Source organism: Megamonas rupellensis DSM 19944, assembly GCF_000378365.1.
GTDB lineage: Bacteria > Bacillota > Negativicutes > Selenomonadales > Selenomonadaceae > Megamonas > Megamonas funiformis.
Genome location: NZ_KB899567.1, coordinates 25,951 through 43,832, shown reverse-complemented (window position 1 = coordinate 43,832; position 17,882 = coordinate 25,951). Strand labels below are relative to the sequence as shown.

General features: G+C 31.4%; 20 protein-coding genes. 4 read left to right on the top strand and 16 right to left on the bottom strand.

The genetic code is table 11. The features are described from left to right. The first annotated feature begins 6 nt into the window (after window positions 1–6). From F553_RS0101245 to F553_RS0101230, 4 genes are all read left to right on the top strand, one after another. A complete protein-coding gene (locus tag F553_RS0101245; RefSeq protein WP_008537314.1) occupies window positions 7–960 on the top strand; it encodes a S66 peptidase family protein in 954 nt (317 codons plus the stop codon). Between the two features lie 47 nt (window positions 961–1,007). Continuing rightward, complete coding sequence (locus F553_RS0101240) at window positions 1,008–2,138, top strand: amidohydrolase (RefSeq protein WP_018998672.1); 1,131 nt, start codon at window positions 1,008–1,010, stop codon at window positions 2,136–2,138. 24 nt (window positions 2,139–2,162) lie between these two features. After that, entirely contained in the window at window positions 2,163–3,263 is a 1,101-nt protein-coding gene (locus F553_RS0101235) for a dipeptide epimerase (RefSeq protein WP_018998671.1), read from the top strand. A gap of 130 nt (window positions 3,264–3,393) precedes the next feature. Further along, the gene (locus F553_RS0101230) at window positions 3,394–4,809 is read left to right on the top strand and encodes an aminopeptidase (protein ID WP_018998670.1); all 1,416 of its coding nucleotides are present in this window, start codon (window positions 3,394–3,396) and stop codon (window positions 4,807–4,809) included. Window positions 4,810–4,864: 55 nt separating this feature from the next. Here F553_RS0101230 and F553_RS0101225 read toward each other — a convergent pair whose 3' ends face one another. The 16 genes from F553_RS0101225 to F553_RS0101150 all read right to left on the bottom strand — a co-directional run bounded on the left by F553_RS0101225 (window position 4,865) and on the right by F553_RS0101150 (window position 17,767). Continuing rightward, a complete protein-coding gene (locus F553_RS0101225; RefSeq protein ID WP_018998669.1) occupies window positions 4,865–6,133 on the bottom strand; it encodes a hypothetical protein in 1,269 nt (422 codons plus the stop codon). Window positions 6,134–6,162: 29 nt separating this feature from the next. After that, window positions 6,163–6,810, bottom strand: a complete 648-nt coding sequence (locus F553_RS0101220) for a hypothetical protein (protein ID WP_018998668.1) — start codon at window positions 6,808–6,810, stop codon at window positions 6,163–6,165. Between the two features lie 134 nt (window positions 6,811–6,944). Beyond that, window positions 6,945–7,490: a beta-class carbonic anhydrase gene (locus F553_RS0101215; protein ID WP_018998667.1), complete on the bottom strand. Its 546-nt coding sequence runs from the start codon at window positions 7,488–7,490 to the stop codon at window positions 6,945–6,947. 45 nt (window positions 7,491–7,535) lie between these two features. Next, window positions 7,536–8,420, bottom strand: coding sequence for an aldose 1-epimerase family protein (locus F553_RS0101210; RefSeq protein WP_018998666.1), 885 nt, complete (start codon window positions 8,418–8,420; stop codon window positions 7,536–7,538). Between the two features lie 29 nt (window positions 8,421–8,449). Then, window positions 8,450–9,058 carry a GerMN domain-containing protein gene (locus F553_RS0101205; protein WP_008537306.1) on the bottom strand — a complete coding sequence of 203 codons (609 nt, stop codon included), beginning with the start codon at window positions 9,056–9,058 and terminating at the stop codon, window positions 8,450–8,452. Between the two features lie 28 nt (window positions 9,059–9,086). Beyond that, window positions 9,087–10,118 (bottom strand): N-acetylmuramoyl-L-alanine amidase family protein, encoded by a 1,032-nt coding sequence (locus F553_RS0101200; RefSeq protein ID WP_018998665.1) that lies wholly within the window; start codon window positions 10,116–10,118, stop codon window positions 9,087–9,089. An 18-nt stretch (window positions 10,119–10,136) separates the two neighbouring features. Next, a complete protein-coding gene (locus F553_RS0101195; RefSeq protein WP_008537303.1) occupies window positions 10,137–10,355 on the bottom strand; it encodes a DUF3006 domain-containing protein in 219 nt (72 codons plus the stop codon). 26 nt (window positions 10,356–10,381) lie between these two features. Beyond that, window positions 10,382–11,248 (bottom strand): ComEC/Rec2 family competence protein, encoded by an 867-nt coding sequence (locus tag F553_RS0101190; protein WP_018998664.1) that lies wholly within the window; start codon window positions 11,246–11,248, stop codon window positions 10,382–10,384. 148 nt (window positions 11,249–11,396) lie between these two features. Beyond that, window positions 11,397–11,771 carry a type II toxin-antitoxin system PemK/MazF family toxin gene (locus tag F553_RS0101185; protein ID WP_008537301.1) on the bottom strand — a complete coding sequence of 125 codons (375 nt, stop codon included), beginning with the start codon at window positions 11,769–11,771 and terminating at the stop codon, window positions 11,397–11,399. Window positions 11,772–12,172: 401 nt separating this feature from the next. Beyond that, window positions 12,173–13,729 (bottom strand): bifunctional ADP-dependent NAD(P)H-hydrate dehydratase/NAD(P)H-hydrate epimerase, encoded by a 1,557-nt coding sequence (locus tag F553_RS0101180; RefSeq protein WP_018998663.1) that lies wholly within the window; start codon window positions 13,727–13,729, stop codon window positions 12,173–12,175. Between the two features lie 7 nt (window positions 13,730–13,736). Next, window positions 13,737–14,111 carry a holo-ACP synthase gene (acpS, locus tag F553_RS0101175; protein ID WP_018998662.1) on the bottom strand — a complete coding sequence of 125 codons (375 nt, stop codon included), beginning with the start codon at window positions 14,109–14,111 and terminating at the stop codon, window positions 13,737–13,739. 19 nt (window positions 14,112–14,130) lie between these two features. Next, window positions 14,131–15,033 (bottom strand): metal ABC transporter substrate-binding protein, encoded by a 903-nt coding sequence (locus F553_RS0101170; RefSeq protein WP_018998661.1) that lies wholly within the window; start codon window positions 15,031–15,033, stop codon window positions 14,131–14,133. A gap of 126 nt (window positions 15,034–15,159) precedes the next feature. Next, the gene (locus tag F553_RS0101165; RefSeq protein WP_018998660.1) at window positions 15,160–16,107 is read right to left on the bottom strand and encodes a nitronate monooxygenase; all 948 of its coding nucleotides are present in this window, start codon (window positions 16,105–16,107) and stop codon (window positions 15,160–15,162) included. 84 nt (window positions 16,108–16,191) lie between these two features. Continuing rightward, the gene (locus F553_RS0101160; RefSeq protein ID WP_018998659.1) at window positions 16,192–16,437 is read right to left on the bottom strand and encodes a GIY-YIG nuclease family protein; all 246 of its coding nucleotides are present in this window, start codon (window positions 16,435–16,437) and stop codon (window positions 16,192–16,194) included. Continuing rightward, window positions 16,437–17,036 (bottom strand): peptidylprolyl isomerase, encoded by a 600-nt coding sequence (locus F553_RS0101155; protein WP_015563179.1) that lies wholly within the window; start codon window positions 17,034–17,036, stop codon window positions 16,437–16,439. Before F553_RS0101155 ends, F553_RS0101160 begins: the two co-directional genes overlap by 1 nt. Before the next feature lie 26 nt (window positions 17,037–17,062). Then, complete coding sequence (locus F553_RS0101150) at window positions 17,063–17,767, bottom strand: MBL fold metallo-hydrolase (RefSeq protein WP_018998658.1); 705 nt, start codon at window positions 17,765–17,767, stop codon at window positions 17,063–17,065. Window positions 17,768–17,882: the final 115 nt, after the last annotated feature.

Here is a 17,882-nt window from a genome sequence, read left to right as displayed (position 1 = left end):
TCCTTTATGATGAAGACTCGCCACAAAGGCAAAATTCTTGGCATTGGTAGTTGTATTGGCATCATAGCGCCAGCTACTGCTTGTGCAGATTTTGATTATACTCCTGGCATTGAACTTTTACATCAATGGGGTTATAAAACAAAAATCTCCAAAACTTTAAAAACAAATGAAGGTTATCTCGCAGGTTCTGATAAATTGCGAGCAAGTGAACTCAATAAATTTTTTGCTGATGATGAAGTTGATGCTATCTTATGTTTTGGTGGTGGCTATGGTTGTACACGCATTCTTGATTTATTAGATTATGATTTAATCCGCAAACACCCAAAATTATTAATAGGTTTTAGCGATGTTACAGCTCTTCATACTGCCATTGGACAAAATAGCCGACTTGTTACTATTCATGGACCTATGCTCAAAACTTTATCACGAAAACCTACGCAATATACGATTTCTTCTTTTTGTCGTGGTCTTCGTATGTCTGTTCCACTCGGTGCTTTTCCACTACCTAAAAAACATGATTTAGAATCATTTTATCCAGGTAGAGCATTTGGTAAGTTAATCGGTGGCAATCTAAGCGTTATCACTTCTCTTTGCGGTACTCCTTATGAATTAAAAGGGGAAAATAGTATTTTATTCTTAGAAGATATCGGTGAAGATGCTTATGCTATCGACCGTATGCTTCGTCAACTTTGGCAAAACGGTTTACTAAAAGACATCAAAGGTTTAATCTTCGGCAATTTTTCTCATTGCCAACCAAATAAACAAGAACCTTATGAATTTACTGTTAAAGAAGTTTTAGAGCAGTATGCTAATTTAGCCAAAGTTCCTACAATTTATAATTTCCCAGCAGGGCATGAACGCACAAATGCATTTTTGCCATTAGGTGTAAATGCTACTATTAATATTACTGACGATAATATTAATTTTTTCATTAGTGAAGCTCACTGTAAATTACGTTAATTCTATTAATTTCATCAATTAATTTTATTTTTAGAAAGATTTTATTTATGTACAAACAAGATTTAAAACAATTAGTCTGTCAAGAAATTGATAAACTCGAACCCGTCTTATCCAAAATTGCTGATTATCTTCATCAACATCCTGAAATCAGTATGCAAGAAATAAAAGCGGTAAATTATCTCAAAAAACTTTTAGAAGAATTTCAATTTATATTCACGCCTATTCTCAAAGACACATTTTCTACTGCTTTTATTGCTACTAAAGGAAATGGAGATAAAAAAATCGGCTTTTTAGCTGAATATGATGCCCTTCCTGATATTGGTCATGGCTGTGGTCATAATCTCATTTCTTTAATGAGTCTAGGGGCTGGATTAGCTTTCAATGCTGTAACAGATAAAATTGCCCAGACAGTAATCTTCGGCTGTCCTGCTGAAGAAACTATTGGCGCTAAATTAAATATTGCTGATAATGGTTATTTTGATGATTTACAAGCATGTTTAATCATTCACCCTGATGATAAAACAACTATCGGTGGCACATCTTTTGCTACTCACCCTTTAGAAATAACATTTCTAGGCAAAGAAGCTCATGTAGCTGACCCTGTATATCACGGTATTAATGCTTTAGATGCACTTGTAGATTTTTATCAAGAATTTAAAAAGCTTAAGCAAAGCTTTACTAAACCTAATATCATTGGCACAATTATCACAGATGGTGGCATAGCTCCTAATATCATTCCAGCTAAAGCTACACTAAGAGCTACTATTCGCAGTCTTGATACAGATTATTTAGAAGAAGTCATGCTTCCACAAATAAAAAAATTAGCACAAAAAATAGCGCTAAAACATCAAACACAGTTAAAAATGTATCACTATGAGCCACTTTATAAAAACTTGCGCAGTGATAAACTATTAAATCAATATTATCAAGAAAATTTCTCTCTACTTGGCGAAAAATATACTCTACTTCCTGATGATTTTGCTGATGGTTCTACTGATGTAGGCAATGTCAGTCATGTTACTAGAACTTGTCAACCTACTATTTGCATTGGCAATAATTTATTTGTTCACACTTTAGAATTTGCTAATGCCAGTGGTTCTGAATATGCGAAAAAACAAGCATTAATCGGTGCTAAAGCTATGGCAATGACTGCTATTGATGTGCTATTTGAAAAATAATCATATTTTGAGGTCTTATTCATTATGAAAATCATAAAAATTCAAATCGGTAAAGTCAAAATTCCCTTAAAAAAACCTTTTATAACAGCTCTGCGCCGTGTTGACTTTGCCGAAGATATCATCATAAAAATAATCACTGATACAGGCAATATAGGTTTTGGCAATGCTCCGCCAACTGCTGTCATCACTGGTGATAGTCAAGCGTCTGTAGTCTCTGCTATTCATGATATCATTGCACCTAAATTAATCGGCTTAGATATTTGCGAATTAGAAACCATCTGCAACCAAATCGATAAAGCGATGCTACATAATTCTTCTGCTAAAGCTGCTGTAGATATTGCTATTTATGATTTATTTGCTCAAATGTGTAATTTACCACTATATAAATTATTAGGTGGTTATCGCACAAATATAAAATCTGATTTAACCATCAGCTTACGTGAACCTGAAATCATGGCTCAAGATGCCATTGAAGCTGTAAATAATGGTTATACTGACTTAAAAATCAAAGTTGGCAATGACTCAGCTTTAGATTTTAAACGCATTATTGCCATTAGAAATGCTGTAGGCAATGAAATAAACATTCGCCTAGATGCCAATCAAGGCTGGAAACCTAAAGAAGCGGTTCGCCTCATTCGCCAATTTGAAGATAAAAATTTAAATATTGAACTTATTGAACAACCTGTTATTGCTCATGATACTATAGGTCTAAAATTCGTAACAGATAATGTAGATACTCCTATCATGGCTGATGAAGCAGCTTTTGGCACATATGAAGTATTCGAACTGCTCGCTAAAAGAGCTTGCGATTTAATCAATATCAAACTCATGAAAGCTGGCGGTATCCATAATGCCCTAAAAATCGCTGATATGGCAAAAATATCTGATGTTGAATGTATGATGGGCTGTATGCTTGAGTCCAAAGTAGGAATTACAGCATCTGCTAGTTTAGCTGGTGGTAAATCCATCATTACCAAAGCCGATTTAGATGCTGCTGATTTACTTGCCACAGACCCTATAGTTGGCGGTATATCCTATAAACAAAATCATATCATTTTAAATGAAAATAATGGTCTTGGTATAACAGATATCAAAGACTGGGAATTTATCACTGAAATAAAATAAAGGCTAGAAAATTCTAGCCTTTTTTTGTATCTTTATAAAAAATCTCAATTAATAATTAAATTTTATTTTAATCTTTGCTATAATAAAATTGTTATGCATATAATAATTATCATTTAAGAGGTGTTTATATATGGCTAAAGAAAAAAAAGATAAAAAAGCATTAAAAAATGCTAAAAAAGATATTTGGAATAATTATTCCGCTTCTGAAAAAAAAGCATTAGAGAAACTTTGCTTAAACTATCGTCATTTTTTAAGTAAATGCAAAACAGAACGTGAATGTGTAAAAGAAATTATTTTCCAAGCTCAAAGAGCTGGTTATAGAGATTTAAAAGATATCATCACTAATAAAGAAACACTTCAAGCTGGTGATAAAGTTTATTCCGTATGTATGAATAAATCTGTTGTATTATTCAATATCGGTTCTGAACCTATGGAAAATGGCATGAATATTCTAGGTGCTCATATCGATAGTCCTCGCCTTGATATCAAACAAAATCCACTTTATGAAGATGGTGGACTTGCTTATATGGATACACATTATTATGGTGGTATCAAAAAATATCAATGGGTTACTGTTCCACTTGCTATCCATGGTGTTGTAGCCAAAAAAGATGGAACTATTGTTGATATCAATATCGGTGAAGATGATAATGACCCTGTATTTTGCGTAACAGATTTATTAATTCATTTAGCACAAGAACAAATGCAAAAAAATGCTGCTAAAGTCATTGAAGGTGAAAACCTCGATATCTTAGTTGGCTCTATTCCTCTTGATGGCGCTGAAAAAGATGCTGTAAAAGCAAATGTTTTAAAAATCGTTGGCAAAAAATACGGTATCGAAGAAGAAGATTTCCTCTCTGCTGAACTTGAAGTAGTTCCTGCTGGTCGTGCTAGAGAAGCTGGTTTTGACCGTAGTATGATCATCTCTTACGGTCAAGATGATAGAGTTTGCGCTTATACTTCTTTAGTAGCTATGCTTGAAACAAAAAATATGACTCGCACAGCTTGTTGTCTTCTCGTAGATAAAGAAGAAATCGGCTCTGTAGGTGCTACTGGTATGCAATCTCGCTTTTTTGAAAATGCAGTAGCTGAAATTTTGAATTTACTCGGTCAATATAGCGATTTAACATTAAGACGTTGTCTTGCTAATTGCAAAATGTTATCCTCTGATGTAACTTCTGCATATGATGCTTTGTATAAAGGTTCTTTTGATATGAAAAATATCGCTTACCTTGGTCATGGCATGGCATTTAATAAATTCACAGGAGCTCGTGGAAAATCTGGCTCTAATGATGCTAATGCTGAATATCTCGGCAATATCCGTGCCATCATGGAAAAAAATAATGTAGCTATTCAATTTTCTGAACTTGGTCGTGTAGATTTAGGCGGTGGCGGAACAATCGCTTATATCATGGCTCTATATGGTATGCAAGTAATAGATAGCGGTGTTGCTGTATTGAATATGCACTCCCCATGGGAAATCACTAGCAAAATCGATGTTTATGAAACTAAAAAAGGATATAGTGCTTTCTTAAAAGACGCTTAAAATAAAAAAAAGCCTTCTAAAGCTAAAAACTTTATGAAGGCATTTTTTATTATTTTTATACAACAGCTACTAAGGCATAAAACAACATAATATAATTTATACTCAAAGCATAAGGCAAAATTTTCTTGATAACTAAATTAGTATCCACATCTACATATTGCATCAAAGCTATATTTTGCACATCTAAAGGGTCCATCATTTTTCTCAAATTATTCAACGATAATAGTGCCATACCTAATACCATAGGATTCATAGATGTTGAAGATATTATTACAGCACTTAGACCTGCTCCCATACCTTGCAAGTTGAAAGGCCCTTTGTATAAAACAAGTGGTGATAATATCGTGAAAAATAATAGACATTGCGTTGGCGATTTTGGCATTAAATGCAATAATAATGGTGCCATTAAATTTACAACTTCTGGAGTCTTCACAGCATGCATAAAAATCCCCACACTTGATAATAAAATAATAACCCTTGTAGATTTATAAATACTAACTTTCAATAATTCCAACATATCCATAAATGGCTGTTTGGAACCCATAGCTAAAAAGCCATAAGATAAAGCTAAAATTAAACCTGTTTCAATATTTAATTTAAAGCCAAAAACAGCTATAAATGGTATGAAAATAGTACATAATCCCTGCCAATTTACTTTTATATTTTTCTGCTCATAATCTATGCTTTCAATATCTTTAACATATTTACTGTTCAAGAAAATATAAAAAACTAAAGCTATAACACCAACAATTGCCATGATATAATAAAAATCTTTTACTTTATCAATATTCCATGACAATAAATTAGCGTACAAAATATGATATTCAGGATTTAAGCAACTACCTATCGCACTAGATAATAACAACAACACGACTGAACCTTGCTTATTAAATCCTATTTTTAACAAAATAGGCATAAATATAATCGCAATCAAAATTATCGAACTAAAATTTGTTATTATACTAGAAACGATTATTGTCAAAATAGCTACTACCCATAAGATACCTTTTAAATTATGTTGCAAATACTTTAAACATAAATGATTTATACTCTCATCTAATTTAAATTCTACAATAAATATTGCCAGCATCACACTTAAAATATAAATAAACATCGGCTCAGCTAAAGTCGTAGCTCCTTTTACAATAACATAATCAGCAATGCTATATTCACTGCCTGTTATGGGAGTGCCAGCTAATATCGCTGTAACTATGCCAAAAGCTGGCAAAGCACGTACAAATTCTACTTTTTTTGTTATTATTAAACCTACTGTCAACAAAAATATAAAAAAAACTAAAATGGCTAATAATCCATAATCTTCCATGACACTATCACCCACTTTATATTTTATTTTTATTCATTAGCTTTATTTAGTTCATTTACTTTGGCAATAGTTTCTGGTGATACTACAATCTTGCAAGCACCAGCTTCCACTTCCATCAAATCGCCAGCTTGATACAATAAACCTATTGAACCATCATGACAAATAAAATAATTATGACTTACATATGGTATTCTTTTTGATAAATTAACACCATTATCCAAGCCATCAACTGCATAAGCTTGGCTGTTATTCAAAGCATCTTGCAATTGCTCTAAATTGATATTTAGATATCTACTCATAGGTACACGTTCGCCAGTATGTTTATCATATGTGATAGTATAACCTTCTAATTCCATACTATTAGAGAATTTCTTTTTCTTATTCACATAAAACATCAAAGAAATAATATTATCATCTTCATATTTTTCATAATAAGTCATATCAACTTTACTATATACATGTTTTTCGATCTTTTCTTTTAAATCTTCAAGTTGTGCTTCAATATCTTCATTTATTTTGTCTTCAATCTTTTTATCCTCTATATCTACTACTGGATAAGCTAAACTATATGTTTGTTTTTTATCTCCCATATATTCACTAGACACTTGAGCTGTAGATATCGAGGGCAAGAAACTAAGTAACGTACAAATTATACATATTTTGATTATATTATTCATAAAAAAACCTCCATTAGCTATTAATATCCACAAATTATTATTAATTATATCATAAATATTTAAGACTATCACAAAATAAAAACAGAGTATAACTTTTCTTTCGATAAGCTATACTCTGTTTTATTTATCTATCCTTAATAACCATTTACTACTACATCAACTTTTCCTGTATCTGGATTAATGATTAAACCATGTACGGGGATATCATTAGGCATTAATGGATTTTCATGTATACTTGCTACGCTTTTTTCCACATTATCCTTAGGATTGTGAAATGTATCAATCCATTGGGATAATTCATCTTTTATTTTGTCAATAGCTTTTCCATCAATACCACGTTTTATCATAGTATCAATCAATTCTTTTGAAGTAGCTGTTGCCATACCACAACCATAATGACCAATAACCATAATTTCCTTGATATCAAATTGATAAATGCAAACTAACAAACTGCGAATTACATCATCAAATTTACTAGTTATTGTATTGCCTGCCGTTTTTATCATTTTAACTTCACCGCGACGAATACCAAGTGCTGGCTCTAACAATTCAACCAAGCGCGTATCCATACAACTAACAATAGCTAGATGTTTTTGTGGATATTTACTCCAAGTATTCACTTCTTGTGTATGTTCAAGATAAGCTTGATTTGCCTGTAAAACTTCATCTAAAAGCGTCATATATCTTCTTATCCAAGCTCCTTTTTTATTTATTTAATTTATAGACTATCCAATAGTAATAGTATAAGAAGCATCAAATTGCTTACTTGGTGCTAAATGCAATATACCTTTTTTATTGGAAAAATCTGTTTTTTGAGTGCTATCAGCTAAACCATACCATGGTTCAATGCATAAAAATGGTGCTTTCACTGGTTTTGTCCAAATGCCGAGATATGGAAAACCTTTGAAATTAACTTTTACAAAATGATTATTCGCTGTATTAGTTAATTTCACTTCTTCAGAAAATAATTTTTTAAATACTAGAGCATCTTCAATAAATAAATCATGGTTTAAACGCAATACTTTACCATAAACAAGTTTTACTGGAGCTACTCCGCCATCAAATACTCCTGCAGAATTTACATGATAAGAAGTCAATGGATTAGCTTCTGTCTGTTCAAACTCGAGTTCATGTTCATCAAAAGAGCCTTCAACGCCGATTGGACAATTAAATGCAGGGTGAGCACCAATGGAAAAATACATATCTTCTTTTGTATCAAGATTTTCTACTTTCCATGAAACTTTTACTTCTGCAAAATTAATAGTATAGGTAACTGTCAATTTAAACTTAAATGGATACATTCTCAATGTATCTTCATCATAAGTCAATGTGTATTCCAAAGAATTTTCTGTTTGTCCGCTAAACTCAAATTCTTTATCACGAGCAAAACCATGACCTGGCATACGATAAACAGTTCCATCATATTCATATTGACCATTTTTTAATTTACCAACAATAGGAAATAAGATTGGCGCATATCTTTGCCAGTAATTAGGGTCAGCCTGCCAAATATATTCAATACCTGTATCTTTAGCTACAAGGCTATGAATTTCAGCACCATGAGTATCTACAGTGAGGCGTAAAATATCATTTTCTAACGTTTTTAACATGAAAAAAACACCTTCTTATGTTTTATTTTTTATAACAAATCTCCCATGCGTTCTTGAGGTACTGTTAAATCTAAATGATTATCTAATGCTTCTAATACTTTTCCTTCAACAGTAAAGCGAACAGCTTTTATATCTTTGAATTCTGTTAAAGAATTTACAATAGAGCCAATCAACATTAATTCCCCAGTAGAACCACCTGTGAAATTTGTTTTAAATGCTTTATTAAAATCAACAGTGGCAATATTATTATTTACTTTAACTGATAAAACTTGTGTATCTTTTGGCATGATATAGATACCTTCTTTATCAGAAATAGGTCCATCTATTAATGCTTGTACAACAGCTTTATATTTATCTTCACGATTTAAATTTATCTGTCTTTGTGTTGGAATTAATTTTTCACCATTAGCATCAGGGAAATAAATGGTAACACCAGATACTTTCTTTTCGTTTGTTTGTTCCATATCACTTGCACTAGTGCTAGAAGAACTTACTTCTTTATTTACATTTTCTTGTACAGAGCTAGAAGAACTTTTTTCTAAATTTGTACCTTGTTCTGTACAACCAGAAGTAATTGTTAAAATAGATATTGCTAAAACTGCTAATAAACCTTTTATAGATTTTATTTTTACTCTCATTATTTTTTCGCCTCTCAAATTATATTAATTAATTGCTAAAATATTCGTTGATACCTTCTGCTATAGCTTTTGCCATTGTTGTTTGCCATTCATCATCACTTAATAAAGCTTCTTCATCATAATTAGTGATAAAAGCTGTTTCAATGAGTACAGCTGGCATATAAGAATGTTTTACTACATAAAAATTACAAGTGGAAATGCCTCTATCACGCAAGCCATTAGCTTCAATCATTTTTTCTTGAATGCTTTGTGCTAATCTTTGTCCTTGATAGCTAGAACCATAATAAAATGTCTGTGTGCCATTTGCAGCAGGATTTACAAAAGCATTGCAATGAATACTAACAAATATATCTGAATTTGCATTATTTCCTACATCAACACGTGCTTGTAATTCATTTCTTGCAGAAGCATTTGGACCATAAACATCGACATCACTATCTCTAGTCATAACCACTTTTGCTCCTGATTGATTTAAAATAGAAGCTACTTTTTGAGATATAGCAAAAGCTCCCTCTTTTTCTGTATATCCATTAGGTCCTACAGCTCCAGAATCAGAACCGCCATGACCTGGGTCAATGGTGATTATTTTATTTTTTACATTACTCAAAGCTACATCACTAGCTACAGGAGTATTTACTACACTATTAAAAATGTCGATTGCTATACCTTTTTTACCTAAACTATATATTTTATAATTATTATTTACTTCTTCTTGTAAATATATTTTTCCTTGAACTGTATCCTTTTTTTCTTGTAGAAATACTTTTTTAGCGATATTTCCATCTAATTTTTCTTGTCTTGATATATTACTTATTTGAGCATCTTCTATATTAAAAATCAACTGATATTTATTATTAGGATTTTCCTGAATAGAAAAGTTTTTTACTTCTCTATTAGTATTTATTTCTATATGAAGATACGTATCTCCTTGCTCTGAAGTCATAAGATTATGAGAAATTTTTTCTACATTTACACTACTTTTAGCTAAAGAAATATTTGGTATGACCATGAGCAACAAAACAACTGAACATAAAATTACCTTTTTTAATAAATTATACACTCTTACTACCTCTTTAATTTATTTATTATCATTTTTTAAGGACTTTAATAAATCTTCTATTTCTGCTACAGCTTTTTTTGTAGCTACTTCATCATATTTAATATCTATAGATAAATAATCTCCCTCCTTTAAATTCTCATCTAATAAATTCTTAGGAAAAACAACTTTTTGTTCATCTTCCCCTACTAATAATACAACTTTATCTTCTTCAAATCTATCAATAACAGCACTTATCATATCTTTGCCTCGATTTTATTTATATTTTATTTTTCTGTAGTAATTTTATAATCTTTACTACCATCACTTGTTATAGTAATAGAACCATTTTTATCTGTTTCATATACTTTCATACCTAATTTTTTATAACGTTCCATAGTTTGTTTATGCGGATGTCCATATTCATTACCAGCACCTAAAGAAATCAATACAGTTTTAGCATCTACTTGTTTTAGAAAAGCTTCACTTGAAGATGTTCTACTGCCATGATGCGGAGATTTTAATACTAATGAAGCAAGCTCACTACCATATGTTTTCACCATATTTTCTTCAGCTTCTTTTTCAGCATCTCCTGTGAACATCATTGTAAAATCATTGTATTTTAATTGACCAACTAAAGAATTATTATTTAAATCATCTCCAGATTTTAACATCTGTTTTGTAGGGCTAAAAACTTTGAATTTTACACCACTGCCAAAATCTAATTCATCATTTGCTGATAATTGTTGATATTTTATTTTTTTCTCTTTTATATTTTTTAAATAAGTCTTATAAGTTTGTGTTGTTGTAGGGTCTCCATTATCATAAACTTCTTTGACTTCAAAATTCTTAAATACTGCATAAGCTCCACCCAAATGGTCTGCATGCGGATGAGTTATGATTAATTTATCAATAGTTGTAATATTTCTTTCCTTCAATAATTTAACTAAATTATCACGCTCATCAATATCTCCTGTATCAATCATGATAGTTTGTTCTTTTGTTTGTATAAGCGTTGCATCACCTTGACCGATATCTAACATCTCTATTTTTAAAGCTTCGTCTTTATCTGCTGACTGTATAGTATTATCTTTTCCACAACCCCATAAAAATAAACTGCACAAAATCATCAATAAGGCAACAATCTTTTTCATTCTATCAACCTTTCACCAATTTAATTTGATATTAAGTTATATAGCAAAAGTGCTCCTTAAAATCATCAGGAGCACTCCGCATACATCAACTATTATATAAAATTTTTTATGTATAGACAATTCGTTTTACTTTTTTAATCAATTTATTTTAGAACTTAACTAGCCCTAAACTAATCATTAATGCCTTGTTTACTTCCTGCATAAAATTTTTATCCAGCGTGGTAACTTTCTTACTCAATCGAGATTTATCAATAGTACGTAATTGTTCTAACAATACCATAGAATCTCGTTCTAAGTTGCAGTATTTTGCAGGCAAATCAACATGTGTAGGCATATGTGTCTTACCTAATTTGGCAGTAATTGCAGCTACTATAATAGTTGGACTATATTTATTACCAATATCATTTTGTACAATGAGTACTGGTCGTAGTCCACCTTGCTCTGAGCCAATTACTGGGCTTAAATTAGCATAATATATATCGCCACGCTTTACAATCTCATTTCTTCTCAGCGGATACACCATTACAAGAAATTTATTAAATAATAAATTGCGCTCTTGCCTCAGGCTTTCAACTCCTTTTCTAAATAAAATATGACTAACGCGACTTTGTAGCCATTTATATTTAATATGTTTCCTCCAACATATTAAGAAATTGCTAATATCATTGATTTTTATAAAAATTACTTCTAGTATAACAAACTGTCTTGACTTAAGCTTCTTGCTTATTTAAAAATCCTATATTTTCCTATCAACTAAGCTCATTATAACATATTTTTAATAAGCATACATCTTTTTTACTATTTGTTTGCAAAATAGTTTTACAAAATTAAGCTAAAGTTTTGTTATCAGGGCAATAAATTTTACTATATGTCCAAAATAGTGAACTATTGCCCTTTATTACAAATATTATCTCAATTAATACCTTATTTATTGTCTATTTGTTTACGAGCTTTAGACAGATTTAATAAAATATCTCCTGCTATTAAACCAGCCTGTCCATTTTCTCCAGCTAAATCACCAGCAAGTCCATGTAAATAAACGCCTACTGGAGCTGACATTTTTCCAGCTAATTTTTCAGCTACAATACCCGCTATTGTACCAGCTAAAACATCACCACTACCAGCTGTTGCCATACCTGCATTGCCAACTGTAGTTACAAATATATTTCCGTCTGGATAAACAACAAGTGTTTTTTCACTTTTCAACACAAATATTGCATTAAAATATTCTGCTGCTTTTCTAGCTATTTCCCAAAGATTATCTTTTAAATCTGAAATAGTGATATGCAATAGGTTTGCCATTTCTCCCAAATGAGGTGTGAGTATTGGCATTTGTTTTATTTTCTTTAATTCATCAGGTGCTTGGCTAAAAGCAAAAATAGCATCAGCATCTAATACTAAAGGTTTATCTAAATCAATAGCTAATTTTCTTACCATTTGACATGTTTCATCATTTCTACCAAGTCCAGGTCCCATTAAAACTACATCAAAATCTTTAGCTATATCTTTTATATTTTCCATAGCACTATCGCCTAACACGCCAGGCAATATTTCTGGCAATGGTTTTACCATGACTTCTGTATTTTTCATGGATAAAATATCATATAAACTTTCAGCAGAAATAAGTGTAGATATGCCAGCACCTATTTTTAATACAGCTTGGCTAGATAAACAAGCAGCGCCTGTATAACCTGTTGAACCTGCTAAAGTTAAAACTTTTCCACAAGAACCTTTATATACATCATCTGCTCTTGAAGCTAAATGTGCTTTTACAAAAGCTTCATCTATAGCTTCTTGTTTTATATCTTCTTTAGTCAATAAATCATTTGGTATGCCAATAGTTTTTACGATTATATTACCTGTATGTTTGCAACCAGGATACATAATCAAACCAATTTTTGGTAAACCAAAAGTAATTGTAGTAGTGGCAAAAATAGCATCACTTTCCACTACTCCTGTATTAGCATTAACACCACTTGGCATATCTACTGATAAAACAGGTCTATTCGAAGTATTTACTATTTGGATACATTTTTTAATGTTTTCTCGTAATTGTCCATGAATACCTGTACCTAGCAAAGCATCAATAATGCAATCAGAAAAAGTTATTGATATTTGCAAACGATTCCAATCACGTTCAGAAACAATATGGTATATTTCAGCTTTCATATTCACTAAAACATTGTAATTAATTTTAGCAGATGGTGTAAAATGTTCTGTATTTCCTAAAATAAAAATCTTAACTTTTGCACCATTATTCATTAAATGTCTAGCTGCTACAAAGCCATCTCCGCCATTATTACCACAACCAGCTAAAATGCAATAGCTCTGTCTAGCTACAGCTATATCTTTGCATAAATTCATAGCTTCTTTTGCTATTTCATGCCCTGCATTTTCCATTAAAGCTATTTCTGGTATACCAAAATGATTAATCGCTTCATTATCAATTTGTCTCATTTGTTCAGCAGATGCAATTTTCATATTATCATTATCCCTCCAAAATAGCTTGAGCTACCGCATATTCTTTGCAATGACTCAAGGAGATAAAAATATTATATATCTTTCTTTTTGTAGCTATATATGCAAAATATCCATAAAGTTTTACATGTGGTGCTCCATCATCATCTGGTAATATCTCAATATCAGTCCACAATCCTCCACCAGATATACCTGTACCTAACGCTTTTACTACAGCTTCTTTAGCTACAAATCTAGCTGCATAAGAAGAAACTGCCATTTGTTTTCTGGAATTACAATATTCCTGTTCTTTTTTTGTAAAAATGCGCTCGATAAATTTTTCATTGGTTAAGGATTTTTCTATTCTTGATATTTCTATGATATCAACACCTGTACCCTTTATCATTCATACTTCACCCTTTATTTTATTTTAATGCCTCTTGTAATGTAAGTGCATTTTGTTTCATAGCCTTGATATAAGCATCAAGATCATTTTCTCCTGTTACTACAGGATCTAAGGTATAAACTTTAGCTCCTGTTTCATTGGCAATCGTTTTGGCTGCTGTTGATGAATATTGTGGTTCTGCAAATAAAGCCTTTGCCTGTAAATCATTTACTTGTGCAATGATTTCATCTAATTCACTAGGTGTTGGCGCTGTTCCTGGTTCACGTTCAATTACACCAACAATATTTAAATTAAATTCTTTAGCAAAATAAGGAAATGCTTCATGGAATGTAACAATATCTTTATGTGGTAAATTATCAATCTGATTATGCATATCTTGTTTTAAATCTTCCAATTTAGCAATATATTCTTTGGCATTTTTTTGATAAGCATCTGCATGTTCAGGATCTAATTTACTCAATTCATCAGTAATTGTCTGTACTTGTGTCATGCAATTAGATACACTAACCCATACATGTGGATTTTCTCCATGTTCATCTGCTAATAATTCAATGCCTTTAGCAGCTTCAACAACTTTTAAATTCTTCTGATTATCAATTACATCTTGTAAAAAAGATTCCATACCAGCTCCATTAGCTATGAAAACATCTGCATTTTCTAACTTTTTCATATCAGCTGGTGTCATTTGATAATCATGTAAACAACCTGTTTGTGGTTTAGTCATATTTTCTACAACTACCCCATCAATTCCTTTTGTAACATTCAAAGTTTCTATATAAATTGGATAAAAAGATGTAACAATTTTTATTTTATCCTCTGAATTTGCTTTATCCTCTTGACTTGTACTTGTCTTTTCACTACCACAAGCTGTAAACACCATCATTGTCATCAAACTCAAAACCACTAATAATAATTTTTTCAAAATAAAAACTCCTTTAAGATTTTATTTTTCCTCAATCATCACCAATATATATACAAAATTATATAAAATGTGGCGATACTACCAAGGATAAAATCCTTGATATACTCGCCACTAAATTAATTTATATCAAAGTTTAATAGTTGCTGCAGCAGATAATGTTTCGCGAGCTTGTTTCATGATATTTTCAATGATCGTAGCTACAGGTTCTACTTTTTGTAAAACAGTCAAAGATTGACCAGCCTGCATCATACCATTTACTACATCACCTTCAACAGCTGCTAATTTATTTGTACCTGTTGCCATGCGAATAAGTTCTTCTTTAGAAGTTTTACCTTCATTTTCTTTTTGTACAAATTCTGTAGAGAATTTATTTTTAATACCACGTACAGCACCACCAAGAGTAAGACCTGTAACAATAGTATCTGTATCTACAGCTTCAATTAATTTTTGTTTCATATTTTCATGAACAGAACATTCTTCTGCTACTAAGAAACGAGTACCCATCTGTACACCGCCAGCACCCATGAGCATAGCTGCTGCTAAGCCACGACCATCGCCGAAGCCACCAGCCATAACAACTGGAATATCTTTTATCTCTGGAATTACTTGTGTCATAAGAGCCATTGTAGTTAATACGCCAATATGACCGCCAGCTTCCATACCTTCTGCTACCATAGCATCAGCACCAGCAGCTGCTACACGTTTTGCAAGTTTTACATTTGGAATTACAGGAATTACTTTTATACCTGCTTCTTTTAATTTTGCAAAATATGGAACTGGATTTCCTGCACCTAAAGTAACAAAAGCAGGTTTTTCTTCGCAGATAACATCTACGATTTCATCTTTATTTGGTGCCATGAGCATTACATTTACACCAAATGGTTTATCTGTTAATTGTTTTGCTTTGCGGATTTCTTCGCGAACATATTCTGTAGTTCTACCACCACAAGAGATAATACCTGCACCACCAGCATTAGAAACAGCTGCTGCAAGTTTTGCATCAGAAATCCAAGCCATACCGCCTTGAATAATTGGATATTTTATACCTAAAACTTCAGTAATAGACTTTGCCATTATAATCCTCCTAAATGAAAAATCTTTTTGCTCAATTTTAATTCAAATCTTATTTTAGTATATCATAAAATCCATACTAAATCATTAGGGATTAATTATAAATAATAATTTTTGCTTGCGTGATAATTTTTTTATTTGAGCTTCACGCTTCATAGCTTCGCTTTTTGTGGCAAAAACTTCATAATAAACTAATTTAACCGGCAAACGCCCACGTGTATAGCGAGCACCTTTGCCGGCATTGTGTTTTTCTAGACGCTTTTTTAAATCATTTGTCCAACCTGTATATAAAGTACCATCACTACATTGTACTATATACGTATAACAATTCATTATTCAGCATCTTTAATTTCTATTTTATTAATAACTACATCTTCGATAGGTTTATCCATGAAATCAGTCTGTACATGACCAATAGCTTCCACTACGTCCATGCCTTTTATTACTTTACCAAAAACAGCATGATGACCATCAAGCCATGGAGTTTTATCTAAAGTGATGAAGAACTGAGAACCACCTGTATTAGGGCCAGCATTTGCCATGGATAATACGCCAGGGCCATCATGTCTTAAATCTTTGTGGAATTCATCTTTAATTGTGTAACCAGGGCCACCTGTACCATTACCATTAGGGTCTCCACCTTGAATCATGAAACCATCAATTACACGATGGAAAATTAAACCATCATAAAAATTATGTTCTGCTAAATCAATAAAATTACCTGTTGTGATTGGTGCTTTATCTTCGAATAATTCAATTTCAAAAGTACCCATATTTGTTTCAAATACTGCAATACGATTTTTACTCATTGATTGAACTTCCTTTCCTATTTGTTCATTAGAATTTATTTGTTGCTCTGCAATACCATTACTTGTAAATAAAGATAAGGTAAATACAGATGCTAATAAACATAAAAATATAAATTTTTTCATCTCATCTATTCTCCATCATACTTATTTTATTTAGTGATAAAATGACTCTCTCCAGTAACTTTAGGGCACCAAATAGAGTTCATTTTCTCTTTATTAGGAAAATCTTCTGGTATTATCCAATCTTTTTCACCTACATTGTGCATAGTAATTAAATTTTTAACTTCCGTAACTTTGCAAAACTCAGTTACACCTAAATCTAAAAATTCTTCTAATCTACTATCTACAGGGAAAAATGCTATATCCATTTTTAAACCAGATAAACGCATCATTTGCTTTACAAATCCATTTTTAGCAAATGCATTATTTTCTTTTGTATCACCTTTCCAATGCCACCAATTAAAATCACCTGCATGGAAAATCTTCCAATCATTTTTTTCTACAAAAAAAGAAATTCCTTCATCAGTAGAACTAAATGAGCGTACATGTATATTTTTATCATCATAAGTCATATATTCATCTAAAATAATAGTCTTTTCTTTAGGCAATACATCAGTTACTACATCATAGCTGATAAAATATTTCGTTGCCTTATCTTTAAACTCACTTATTTTAGGATTAAAATGATCATAATGAACATGAGATACAAAAAAATAAACTTCTTTTTTATCTTGAATAATTTTGTCCACTATATTTTTTTCATCTTGATAATAATCAAAAATTATTGCGCAATCGCCTATTTCTAAAATAAAACCGCTATTTAATAAATAAGTTACTTTTACTTTGTCATACATCAGACTCACCTCAAAAAGGCATAATATACATTCATTTTCACAAATTTTAGCAATAGTGTCAAGACCTGTTTATTTTTGTCAACAAAATAATATTTTTCTAGCATGATTTTCTATT